General features: G+C 63.9%; 9 protein-coding genes. 6 read left to right on the top strand and 3 right to left on the bottom strand.

Going from position 1 to position 12,317, the window contains the following annotated elements; all coding sequences use genetic code 11:
* The first annotated feature begins 129 nt into the window (after window positions 1–129).
* Window positions 130–834: a tRNA (adenosine(37)-N6)-threonylcarbamoyltransferase complex dimerization subunit type 1 TsaB gene (tsaB, locus tag ACYOEI_RS31060; RefSeq protein ID WP_462853646.1), complete on the top strand. Its 705-nt coding sequence runs from the start codon at window positions 130–132 to the stop codon at window positions 832–834.
* A 539-nt stretch (window positions 835–1,373) separates the two neighbouring features.
* On the opposite strand, the gene ACYOEI_RS31055 is transcribed toward tsaB, so the two are convergent.
* Together ACYOEI_RS31055 and ACYOEI_RS31050 are read right to left on the bottom strand one after the other, a co-directional pair.
* Entirely contained in the window at window positions 1,374–2,381 is a 1,008-nt protein-coding gene (locus ACYOEI_RS31055) for a tetratricopeptide repeat protein (protein WP_462853644.1), read from the bottom strand.
* Between the two features lie 275 nt (window positions 2,382–2,656).
* Window positions 2,657–2,824 (bottom strand): hypothetical protein, encoded by a 168-nt coding sequence (locus tag ACYOEI_RS31050; protein ID WP_462853643.1) that lies wholly within the window; start codon window positions 2,822–2,824, stop codon window positions 2,657–2,659.
* An 82-nt stretch (window positions 2,825–2,906) separates the two neighbouring features.
* Between ACYOEI_RS31050 and ACYOEI_RS31045 the strand changes: the two genes are divergently transcribed.
* The 3 genes from ACYOEI_RS31045 to ACYOEI_RS31035 all read left to right on the top strand — a co-directional run bounded on the left by ACYOEI_RS31045 (window position 2,907) and on the right by ACYOEI_RS31035 (window position 5,758).
* The gene (locus tag ACYOEI_RS31045) at window positions 2,907–3,407 is read left to right on the top strand and encodes an RNA polymerase sigma factor (protein WP_462853642.1); all 501 of its coding nucleotides are present in this window, start codon (window positions 2,907–2,909) and stop codon (window positions 3,405–3,407) included.
* Window positions 3,404–3,931, top strand: coding sequence for a hypothetical protein (locus tag ACYOEI_RS31040; protein ID WP_462853640.1), 528 nt, complete (start codon window positions 3,404–3,406; stop codon window positions 3,929–3,931). Before ACYOEI_RS31045 ends, ACYOEI_RS31040 begins: the two co-directional genes overlap by 4 nt.
* A gap of 234 nt (window positions 3,932–4,165) precedes the next feature.
* A complete protein-coding gene (locus ACYOEI_RS31035; RefSeq protein WP_462853639.1) occupies window positions 4,166–5,758 on the top strand; it encodes a hypothetical protein in 1,593 nt (530 codons plus the stop codon).
* Window positions 5,759–6,108: 350 nt separating this feature from the next.
* Here the strand turns inward: ACYOEI_RS31035 and ACYOEI_RS31030 are convergent, their stop codons facing one another.
* Complete coding sequence (locus ACYOEI_RS31030) at window positions 6,109–6,333, bottom strand: hypothetical protein (RefSeq protein ID WP_462853637.1); 225 nt, start codon at window positions 6,331–6,333, stop codon at window positions 6,109–6,111.
* A gap of 842 nt (window positions 6,334–7,175) precedes the next feature.
* Here ACYOEI_RS31030 and ACYOEI_RS31025 point away from each other — a divergent pair.
* Window positions 7,176–10,538: a hypothetical protein gene (locus ACYOEI_RS31025; RefSeq protein ID WP_462853635.1), complete on the top strand. Its 3,363-nt coding sequence runs from the start codon at window positions 7,176–7,178 to the stop codon at window positions 10,536–10,538.
* Between the two features lie 81 nt (window positions 10,539–10,619).
* On the top strand, window positions 10,620–12,302 hold the full coding sequence (locus tag ACYOEI_RS31020) for an MBL fold metallo-hydrolase (RefSeq protein WP_462853633.1): 1,683 nt from the start codon (window positions 10,620–10,622) through the stop codon (window positions 12,300–12,302).
* The last annotated feature ends 15 nt before the right edge of the window (window positions 12,303–12,317 follow it).

The raw sequence follows: 12,317 nt of genomic DNA, 5'->3' as shown, positions 1-12,317 counted from the left end.
CACAACCGCTCACAATCTCTCTAGGATAGAGAGTTCGGAGTCCGGGGGTCAAGGTCAAGGCCATGCCTCCATGCCCCGAATGGGAGGTTTCCCTGGCCTTTCGCCCGGGGTTGAGGGACGGGGACGGGTATGGCTTCGCGCATGAATCTCCTGGCAATCGACACCTCGACCGAACGCGCCGCCTTGGCGGTCGCCACCGCGTCGGGCGACATCCACGTCGCGACCCCCGACCCCGCCCTGCGGCATGGCCGGAGCCTCGTACCGACCCTCGCCACCCTGTTGCGTGACGCGGGGCTGGCCCTCTCCGCCCTCGACGGGCTCGTGGTCGGCCTCGGCCCAGGCTCGTACACCGGACTCCGGATCGGCCTGACCGCGGCCAAGACCCTGGCCTATGCGTCCCGCAAGCCGCTCGTCGGCCTCGACAGCCTCGAAGTCATCGCCCGGAATGCCCCCCCCGACGCCCTCCTCATCTCCGTCGTCGCCGACGCCCAACGCGGCGACGTCTACTCGGCCGACTTCGCACGCACCGGACCCTCCGCCCCTCTCCTCCGGATTTCGCCGACGAGAATCGAGCCCCGAGCCGAGTGGGCCGCCCGCCTCGCCGAAGGGACCCTGGTCCTCGGCCCAGCCCTCGACCGCAACGCCCCTCCCCTACCCCATTCCTTGCGGATCCTCGACCCCGCCCTCAACCGGCCCGACCCCGAGCATCTCGCCCACCTCGCCCTCGAAACCTGGGAGACCGGTCGTCGCGATGACCCCTTCTTCCTCGAACCCCTCTACCTCCGCCGCAGCTCGGCCGAGGAGCAGTGGGATCGGAAAGCCAAGGTGGTTTGACGGCTCGGGGTGAGTGCCTGTCTCGAAACCCGGTTTCTCTTAAAAACCGGGTTTCTGACGCACTCGATGTCGACAACTCAGCCCCGGGATGTCGTTGTCTCTCCCGCAGAAACCCGGTTGGCTCAAGATGCGAAATTAGTGCTGGATGTAGCGGGTCAAGGGTGGCACCGGTTGGAACAACCGGTGTCGCGTTAGCGACAAGAGGCCCATCGTCCGTGACATCGGCCTACCCCGCAAGGGAATGCGGTCCACAGAGGCGATCAAGCGGGCTGGGACGAGGCATAAGTCCATGCCTGGCGAGAACTTTCGATCCCGATGACTTGCCTGCGACCTCTTGTCGCTGCGCGACACCGGTTGTTCCAACCGGTGCTACCCGAATTAGGTGGGAACCACATTGCATGGTGGACACGTGTGGCAGCACCGATCTCGCTTCATGAGCCAACCCGGTTTCTGAGAAGAAACCGGGTTTCGGGACGGGCCGTTGAGAATCACACTTCCAGACATCGGGCGGAAAGCCCAGGTTTGCGGGAATCGCCGGGTTATGGGGCCAACGATTCGCGTCCTTGATCGGCCTCGAGCTCGGCGAGCATCTCAGCAGCTTTCCGGTGATTGGCTTTCAGTCGCAACGCAGTCCGGAGGTGGTCCATGGCCCGCAACTCTTCACCTTCGAGGCAGGCCAAGGCATTTCCGAGCCTGTAGTGGGATTCGGCGTCACGGGGATCGAGAGCGACGGCCCGCTCGAAGAGTTCGATGGCTCTCTCGAGGTTGTCGTCCGCCTCGGGGTTGTGGTTCCTCAATAGGCTCCGTCCATAATCTCGGACCGGCAGAGGATGGCTTGGATCCTGCCGCATCGCCTTGAGGAAGAGGGCTTCCGCCTCGGCGAACTCGCCCCAGTCCGCCAGGGCGTCGGCATAAAAAGTCAAGACCAAAGGGGAATACCTGTCGAGGACGATCCCCCGCTCGAAGGCCGCTCGCGCCTCGGCCTGCCGACCCTCTCTCGACAGGGCCAACCCGAGAAAAACATGGGCATCGAATAGCGACGGATCCAGACGAATGGCCCGGCTCAAGCGCTCGAGGGCCGAGGCGTTGGATGGGGCCGTCCCGACGCCGGAGTAGGTCAGCACGCCGAGCCGCTCCAGGGCGAATGCGTGGTCCGGGTATCGCTCGACGGCTTTGGTGAAGAGCAACACGGCGTCTTCGTGACGCTTCGCATTCTCGCGGAGCAGCCCCGTCTTGTACCCACCATTCGAGGCGACCCAGTCACATCGGAGGGTATTGATTTCCTCGGGCGTCGGCGGCCCGTGAACCGGATCAGGATGTCCTGAAGGGCGCGACCACAACTCGCGGCACCAGTACTCGGCGAAGTCCTGGGCTCGCGTTTCGTGGGCGAACTTTCGCCGCTTCGACTTGGCATACTTGTCGACGATCTGGAGGTGACCCAACTCGTGAAGGAAGACGTCATACAGCATGAACCGTCGGACGGCGAGGGTGGGCCACTGACAGCCGCGGACCGCACCGAACCGAGCGGGCGATCGACTGCGTCCCAAGGACGACGACAAGCTCACCCGAGGGGGCAAGCCACACAGGGCTATCTCATTTCTCCCCCATGTCACATAGCCGAGAAGACGTCGACCCCTTGAATGGTCGTTGAAATGGACCCTCACGAGCCGATCCCATAATCGCGTCGGGAGTCGCTCGAGGAGGAACCGGACCTCGGCCTCCGTGACGAAATGCCGACGATCGCTCCCCGGAGCGTGATGCGAGAAGGTGATCGGTCGCATGGGTTCGGCTCGACTAGATTCCGATTTGGGTCGAAGCGGTCTCACCCCACGAGAAACCACTTAGACGGGCTCTCACTCCCCGGACAGATGTCAGGATAACGAGGTTCGCACTCCTTCGGTCCTTGGCCGTCGAGATGAATCGTGTGCTGGCTCGACAGACCTTTTTCCTCCTCGCCAAACAAACCGTCGAACACCTTGGCGAAAATCACGGTCTTACTCCTCGGATGACGCGGTTCGGGCCGAGATCAATGGTCCGGCAACGGGAAGACCTGGTGTGGGCGGCGGGATGTTATGGCCACAGACCGCGAAATCTTCCTCTCCCTGGTGGACCGTCACGGAGCGGTGGCTTTGGCGATGTTGCGGCGGCTTTGTGACAATCGACATGACGCTGAGGATGTCTTCCAGGATGTCGCTGTACGGGTCTGGAAGCATCTCGGGGAACGGCCTCGGTTGAGGAACGACCGTGCCTGGTTGATGACCATCGCCTACCGCGCGTATCTCGACCACCAGTCCCGTCGTCCCCAAACGCACACTCCTCTGTTCGAACACGAGGCAATCGCAAGCTCAGGAGCGGATCGCGACCCCGTTGCCGTTGCCGAGCGGGTCGAGAGTGCCCAGCGAGTGAACGAGGCCGTCTCGACTCTCAACGCCACACTCCGGGAGGTTGTCGTGCTTCACTACACCGCGGGACTCTCGCTTCGAGACGTGGCCGCGGCCACGGGCCTTTCTGTCGGGACCGTCAAGAGCCGGCTCAACGCCGCTCTCGAACAACTCCGGAGGCGACTCCAATGAGCCGGGCTTGCGAGCTGCTGCCGGCCGACCTGACCACGGGCGGGTGGATTCGAAGGTGGCGGGCGAGGCGTCACGCGGCCCGCTGCCCTCGATGCTTTGCGGCACGAAGCCAACTCGAAGCGATCGCGGACACGCTCGCCGGGGCCATCCCGCTCGCCGACCCGGACCGCCGCCTCTGGCTGGCGGCCATCCCGGAAGCCTCGGTCGAGGTCCGTCGCCCCTCCCGGCTCGCGCCGGCGCTTGCGGGGTGTCTGGCCACCGCGCTTGTGGCCGGTCTCCTCGGCCGGTGGATGCTCCGGTCCCCGGCGCCCGGGCCAGAGAGGCCCCGGGGCGCCGAGGTCGTGATCTCGCGCGTCGAAAACCGACGCGATTCGTCCCGGGGTTTGGAGGGACTCGAAAAGGAAGTCGTCGCACTCCGGCGTGAACTCGATGACCTAACCCGGCGTGCCGATCTGCTGGACGTCCGGCGTGACGTCGCGGCGCTCGAGGCCCGTCTGCCTGTACAACGTCCGAACGACTTTTAGGTCGAATCACACTCGGGTTGCACCCGCCAAGTGGCGACCCGAACGACCCTTGACCCACCCGATGCGCGAGCGAGTGAATCTTGCTGAAAGAAATCGGGAAGAATTCACTCGCTGACGCTTCGAGCTGGTATCCGTGCGATGCGTCCCGGGTCTTAACCGCCTGACAGAGGCCGCTCCTCAGCGTGAGGAGGCTCGTTCGAGGCTCGCGCCTATCCCTCGATTTCGGAGGTCGACATGCATCTCTGGGCCCCTTTCGTGCTCCTGTTGGCGGGTCATCTGACCACCGCGTTTGCAGACGAACCGAAAACGAAGAGAGTAGGCCTAAACAAGGCTCCGGCGAACTACTCAATCTTCGAGCACACGCTGGGGGCAGCCTATTTCATCGATGACACGATCCTGAAATCGTATGATGACTTGAAGGGGCGTATCCGCAGCCTTCGCGGTCGGATCAACGACGGAGACATCGACTCGAAGCGAGCCCGACGTGAGATTACGGAACTTCAGGGGAAGCTCGAAACCCTGCTCCAAACCATCGAGAAGGCGAAGCTCTACATACCCGGCGCAGAGATTCACAGGCGGACCGAAACCACCCGCCTGGCGCTCAAGCCCGATGACCTCTTGCTGGTCGACATCGCCGAGATCGAGATCCGCGGGCACGACGGCCCCGACCTCGAATGCATCCTCGAAAAGACGGTGCTCGACGACGGCAAAGGTGGTGTGGAGGACGACTTCAAGGGGATCGAGCTCATCGCCACGAAGAGTTCGGGGAAAGAGCGATTCGGCTTCTATCGAAACGTCCGCGACGACCCGAAGTTCAAGGACGTCGAGGAGCTCCAAGGGGAGTTGCGGTCGTTCCCCTTCGCCGAATATCTCGATTGCGAGTTCCCCTATGTCTCCCTGAAAGGCCTCACTCATCAGGAAGGGAATCGCCAAATTGACATTCAGTTAACGAACGAGCAAGGCGCCGGCTCGTATGGCTCGGAATGGCGGCGACATGCCAGGCTCACATTGCTCGTGCCGAAGTGCCGGAAGGTGGCCGTGACGGGGGGGCTGGGTCGGATCAAGGTCCACGACCTGAATGCACCTTTGTCGGTGTCCGGCCAGGGAAACCGCCGGTATGAGAGTGTCTACGAGGTGGTGAATCTCGGCGGCTCGCTCGAAGCGACCAACCTCCCCTTCGAGCGCGTCGAGGGGATCCACGGGAGCGTGAAGGTCATCGCCACGGCGTTCCAGCAGGCCGGTTCGGCGAACTCCGGGCCCGGTAGTGCGGTCACCCAGCCCTCGAAGCCCTTCCCGTCGGTCTATCGCAACATCGATGGCGATTTGCAGCTTCGATACTGCAAGGGAAGTCTGACGATCGGCGACGTGGGAGGGAAGGTCGACGTCGAGAACGACTTCGGCGAGACCCTCTGGGAGCCTACCCGCGAGTTATCGCAAAAGGCCGATCACCGGATGATATCACAGGGAGGTAAGATCCAGGTGCATCTCGGGCCAAAAATCCCCGGCGCTCTCCCGCTCGAGCTGTTCACCCAATGCGGCGAGCTTCGGCGCGGGGACGGCGTGGAGAAGGGCCTAGACGCCTGGTTCGGGGACATGATGTTCAACTCCAGTTCGGGGGATACGGTACGACGCTCCTGGGTCTCCTGGACCCGTCACCCCGGCCCGAGAAACGGTCGAACCCAAAGTCACGACGACCTCTACGAGCGATCTCGACGCGTCGCCGACGCGCTCCACAACCGGCCGCGATCACCCGGGATCGATATCATCAACCGCGGGGGGACCGTGATCGTCGGCCTCCCAGAGGCCAGCCAATCTCCGGCTAAATGAGACACACCTCACCAATCTCTGTAGTGCGCCCTCAAGGCTGGGCGCTCATCGGACGAGCGTTGGCGTAGGGACCGGAGTCGAGTGCGGATGGCCCGGTCGATGGGCTGCGACAAGGGTATGCTCTGGACGTGTCGCGGTGGGCTTTGGGGACGGTCGGAGCGAGGGAGCGATCCGGGGCGGAGATGCCATGATCTACAGCGGTTGTCAACGGCATCGCACACAATTAGAGTTGGCTGCGCTTTGGATTTCGGGCGAAACCGTTCACCTCGTGCGATCTGCCTACGTCAACCGCTGTAGGGGCACGGCAAAGGTCTCCCAGCGAACGCGTTTCCGGGAGCTCTGACGTCAGGCTAGCGTTTATGGATCGGGCCGACCATTTCAATACTGATGGGGACACCGTCGATCGACTCGGGGAGGCTCGTACCGGTCGGGGCGGATTCGCTCAGGTTTACCTTTACGCCGAAGCCGCCGTCGACTCGGTTGATCCCGACGCCGACGAGCGAGGGTATGTGGCCCCAGAGTTCCTTGACCCGTTCTTTCGCCGCGCAGGCCTGTTCCAGCGAGGCGGTGCTCATGGTTGAAGGTGCCCTCCCCTTTTGATTGAAGGGGACGCGCGGTCCAGCCCCTTCGCGGCCTGGGATCATTGTAGCGGGCGGACGGCGAATCGGGACGGGTTCTCGTGGGATTGGGACATAACGGCGCACGAGTTAGCCAACGGTTCGATGATTGAATGCCGGAGTGCCTCGTTCAACTCCCTGACCGATGCGAGTTCCATGACTGCCCTCAATCGCCGGTATGCCAGTGGATGGCCGGACACCAATGTCGTTCTCATCTTAGCGGGGCCACGATCATGAGGCGAAGCCATCCTCTCAAGGCATTGGCCCGTCGTATGCACCGAAATTCGATTCCTCCGGCAGAGCGTGGATATCGAGGGAAGGACGTTGAAGACGCTTGTGGCAGGAGGCCCGGATGTTTGCCTCGCCGGAAATCCGGCTCAGAAGAAAAAATCGAGTTTCGAAATCGGGGGAAACCGGGCCTAGAGATTGGGTGGAACTACGATGGATTTGAGGGAGCCCTGCTTGGGGATTTGATTTGACAGAGGATGAGACGTCGTTTTTGAACAGAATTTTGGATTTTACAAGATTTTAGTTGAATGATGCGATTCGGCGGGTTTAACTAAATGCGCTAAATTGACGTACGCTTCTTGATTCGGCTTCGCCATTCCGACCTCGAATTTGCTCGTCACCAGCCCGGTCCGGGGCTGGTGCGTTGGGCCTGGCGGTCGTCCGCTTTCACCATCTTCGCTCCGGGGCGATGTCGCCCGCGGGAGAGTCTGTGCGCCGAGATTCTGCGGTTAAGGCCGGTCTGCGCCTGGATCGGCCGCGGCTGTCTGTCAATCACCTTCGGAGGTCGTCCCGTGGCCGTCCCGTTGCCCATCGACTCGGCGGAGCGTCGCAAGCGGATCCTGCAGGCCGGCTCGCTCCAGGCCGTGCTCGAACAACCCGACGGCCTCGCACTCCTCGAGGCTGAGGCGGCCGACCCCGACGAGTCGCAGAAGCTCCTGACCGAGGACCAACTCGCGCACCTGCGGCTCGTCCACGACGAGCAGAAGCGGCAGGGGATGCGGCTTGGTCTGTTCGCCAGCACCGATGACGTGATCATCGTCCCGGGCTTCCTGGGGAGTGCGCTCACCGACGATGTGGGGGGGAACGGCCTGATCTGGGTCGACCCTGGGCTCGTCCTGCCCGGTGGCGGGGCGCAGCTCTCGGCTTTGAGGCTTGGAGCCTTCGACAAGACGAAGCCTGACAAGGATGCCGACCCGAGTATCCGGATCGCGTCGCATGGGGCGATCCCGGTCATCTATGATTTGTTGCGGGGCGACCTCGAGATCCGCCGCTACTCGGTGCAGATCTTCCCGTTCGACTGGCGCAAGGATATCGGCCGCTCGGCGGACCTGCTCACGGACCTGATCCGCGGGCGAATCGGCCAGCGGCCCAGGCCCCTCCACATCATCGCACACTCCCAGGGGTCGCTCGTCGCGCGACGCGCCATCCAGAACCTCGGCGCCGACCAGGCGCGACGGCTGGTCAGCAACCTCGTCCTCCTCGGCCCGGCGACCTTCGGGACCTTCTCGGCGGCGCTGGCGATCTCCGGCGATCACGGGTCGATCGACACCTTGCGGCGTCTGAACGTCGACATCCCGGCCGATTTCAACGAGGTCCTCCGGTCCTGGACCGGGGCGTACCAACTCCTGCCATGGGATGAGTCGAAATTCCCTGTCGGTGGTTTCAACCCCAAGGCAATGAAAGACCCGGACTTCTGGCAGTCGAAGGTCGATAAGGACCGCCTCTCCTCGGATTTTGGCTGGGGAGGTAGCGTCGACACGGTCTTCTTCAACGACCGGACTGCGATCATCCTCGGCGACCAGGGGCCCACGTCGACGGTGGGGGCGGTCGCGTTCGCGAATGGCAAGCTCAGTGCCACCATCAATGTGCAGGGCGACGGCACCGTCCCCGACAGTCTCGCCCGATTGAAAGGCGTGCGGACCTATCGGGCCCAAGGGGCGGAGCACTCGGTCTTGCCGATGCAGCTCGCGGTGATGTCCGCGGTTCGCGCGATCCTCAGGGGCGATGCACCCGAGATCGAGAAGGTCGTCAGCCCGGGACTCGCCGCTGCCGCCGGAGGCAACAAGGCCGCGAAAGACGAGCCAGTGTCGCTGTTGAAGACGCCGGCGCCGCCCCCATCCGCCACGGCCCGGGCGGTGGCACAGGCAACTCAACCGGCACCGACACGATCGTTGGTCGGCGACGGACTTACCGCACCGGTCGAGCTTCCTCCCAGCCGGATCGAGCCGCCGACCCCGTCCTGTCGACGCCTGCGCGTGTTCTCATTCGACCCCCTGCTGGCGATCCGGCTCGAGACGCTCGAGATCGCCAAGATCACCATCGAGATCCCCTGGGAACCTGAGGGCCAACTGAATGAGGGGCCGGTGGGCGAATACCTCGAGGTGATCGACTACGACCCGGCGAGCGGCTGCTTCTATCCGCCGGTCAACCTGAGCCACGCCCGGCTCACGGCGCAGGACGGACTCCCCCCGTCCGAGTCCAACCCGCAATTCCACCAGCAGATGTGCTATGCGGTCGCGATGGCCACGATCTCGACCTTCGAAAAGGCCCTCGGCCGGGTCGCCCTCTGGGCTCCTCACCTGGAACGCGACGCGACCGGCACGGTCATCCCGGTGGCCTCGGACGAGTCGACCTACGTCCCTCGGTTGAGGATCTATCCCCACGCCCTGCGCGAGGCCAACGCGTTCTACGACCCCACCAAGCACGCCTTGCTCTTCGGCTACTTCCCCTCGCGCGAGCAGGCCGGCGGCGAGACCCTGCCCGGCGGGACGGTGTTCACGTGCCTCTCGTTCGACATCGTCGCGCACGAGACGACCCACGCCCTGCTCCATGGCCTGCATCGCTACTATCTCTATCCCAGCAACCCCGACCTCCTGGCCTTCCACGAGGCGTTCGCCGACGCCGTGGCCTTGTTCCAGCACTTCTCCCACATCGACGTCGTCCGTAGCCAGATCGCAAAGACGCGGGGCGACCTGAAGCAGGAGAACCTGCTCGGCCAACTCGCCCAGCAGTTCGGCCGAGCGATGGGAGACCATCGCGGCGCTTTGAGACGGTACCTCGACACGAAGCCCGATCCGACCCTGTACGCTTCCACCGTCGAGCCCCACGACCGCGGGGCGGTGCTCATGGCGGCCCTCTTCCTGGCGTTCCAGAATATCTACGCGCGAAGGGCCAAGGACCTCTACAGGATCGCCACCGGCGGGACCGGTAAGCTCCCCGACGGTGACATCCACCCCGACCTCGTGAACCGCCTGGCGATCGAGGCGTCCAAGTCGGCCCGCCACATCCTGAACATGTGCGTGCGGGCGCTCGACTATGTCCCTCCCATCGACCTCCGCTTCGGAGAATACCTGCGGGCGCTCATCACGGCCGACTATGACCTGGTGCGTGACGACGACCTCGACTATCGCGTCGCCGTGATCGACGCCTTCCGGAGTTGGGGGATCTATCCGCCCGACGTCAACGTCCTCGACGAGACGTCCCTCCTCTGGGGCCCGCCAACCTCCTATGAACGGGACGTGCTCCGGGGGATCGTCGCCGAGCTCGACTTCACCGATTGGACCCTCCACGCCGACCGTCGGGCCGTCTTCCTCCAGATGAATCAGGCCGAACGGCAACTCCGGTCATGGATCTATACCTACGCTCGTCAGGCGATCGGCGACGACAACCCGCTCGGGCTCTACGTCCTCGGGGACGACTTTCAGAGCATCCCCCGCAACAGGTTTGGCCGGCCCAAGTTCGAGGTCCACTCGATCCGCCCTTGCACCCGGATCGGGCCCGATGGCCAGCAGCGCGTCGACCTCGTCGCCGAGATCGTCCAACGTCGCGCCGGGTACTTCGACCCTGAAATCCAGAAAACGATCGACGATGCCAAGACCCCCTGGTTGTTCTCGATCGACGACGACAAACCCCAATCGAGTCGAACGCCCCCTCCGCAACCACCCGACTTCTGGTTCCGAGGCGGTTGCTCGCTGATCATCGAACGCGAGAGCGGCGATATCCGCTACTGCGTCCGCAAGTCGGTCCTGAACGGCGATCGCTTCGATGCCCAGCGCGAGTTCGAGCAGACCGGGGCCCTGGTCTCGGCCTCCATCACCTATTTCGGCTCGCGCGATCGCAACCCGTTTGCCCTGCTCCACACCTTGGACGATTGATCCGGCCATCCGCGACGTTGGCCCGTTGAGCCTTGAGACGCCGAACCCAAGCATCGTACCGCCCCTCTCGAGGATTCACCGATGGCGAAAAAGAAAACTGCCGCGAGAGTGCCCGAGGTGGCGGCAGGCAACAAAACGGCAACGACCAAGTCCAAGTCTCAGGCCTCGGCGGGTGCCGCAAGGGGGGCAAGTCGGAAGGGAGCGAAAACCGCCGAGGCGACTGTCGTCTCGCCGCCTGGCGTCACGATCCGAATGTACTGCCAGGGGCTGGGCGACTGCTTCCTCCTGACCTTCCGCGACAGTAAGCAGGCCAAGCCAACTCGCGTGCTGATCGACTGCGGCGTCTTCCTCAACACGCCCGGCGAGCCGGAGCGGATGCGGGCCGTGGCCCAGGACATCCTCCAGGAAACCGGCGGCACGATCGACCTCCTGATCGTGACGCATGAGCACTGGGATCATATTTCAGGATTCTCTCATGCCAATGACATTTTCGAGGGCTCGTTCACGTTCGAGCAAGTCTGGATGTCCTGGGCCGAGAACCCCGACGACGCCGACGCTCGCTCGGTGAAGGCCGAGCTCGGCAAGAAGAAGGCCAAGCTCGTGGCCGCCCTCGGTGCCGTCCGAGGCCACCTCGGGTTGGCCGACGAGGACGCACTCCCCGACGACCTGGTGTCGTCGCAGAGTGTCCTCGACTTCCTCGGCCCTAACTTCGAGGCGGCCGAAGGGCTCGGCGTGGCGGCCGCTGGGGCCGTTGCGAAGCGGATGGACCTGGGCACGACCATGGATTGGCTGCGGGAGAAAGTCGACGCCAAGAATTTCTTCAGCCCAGGCGATCGCCGATCGGTCCCCAAAACCGAGGGGGTCAACGCCTATGTCCTTGGCCCTCCGCGGAGCGCCTCGCAACTTCGCAAGATGGACCCGACGGGCGACCAGGGATATCAACTGATGGTCGCCCAGGTCTCCCTGCTCGGCGCGGTCGACGCCCTCGACGCTGAAGGGACGAAAGCTCGTCAGACGTCCCTCGGTCCGTTCGATGCCCGTTATCGACTCAGCGAGGAAGAAGCGGCCAATGACCCGTTCTTCCGCCAGCGCTACGGCTTCGCCAATGACCCTCTTTTCGACCCGGGCTCCGCGTGGCGGCGGATCGACCAGGACTGGCTCGTCGGCGGACTCAGCCGGCTGGCCTTGCAGCTCGACGTGGCGGTGAACAACACGAGCTTCGCCGTGGCATTCGAGTTGGCCGACGGCCGGACGCTGATCTTTCCCGGCGACGCCCAGATCGGCAACTGGCTTTCCTGGGGATCGCTGACCTTCAAATACAAGGATGCGGCAGGGCGCGACGTCGAGGTGACGTCGAAGGATCTGCTCAATCGTGCCGTGTTCTACAAGGTCGGGCATCACGGCAGCCACAACGCGACGATGAGGGCCGGTGGCCTTGAAGAGATGACGAGCGGCGAGCTCGTGGCGATGATCCCGACCGACCAGGCGTACGCAAGCACCAAACGGCCACCGAAGACCGGTTGGCAGATGCCGGCACACGGAGTTTACGAAGCCCTCCACGGGTTTACGAAGGGGCGAATCATCCGCGCCGACCACGGATCGCCGGAGGGGTTGGACGAGGAAGCCGACCCGTCGCTCCTCGGGTCTCGGGCCTGGACCGACTTCCGCGGCCGGGTCCGGTTCGGGGGTAAGTTCCCCGCCGATGCCGAGAAAGACCCGGATTTTCCGCTCTACGTCGAGTACACGATCCCCGCCGAGACGTGATCGAACCGAAGGAGG

The organism is Singulisphaera rosea, assembly GCF_054877945.1.
The sequence above is the reverse complement of the archived record's forward strand: the minus strand, read 5'-3'. Positions and strand labels throughout refer to the sequence as shown.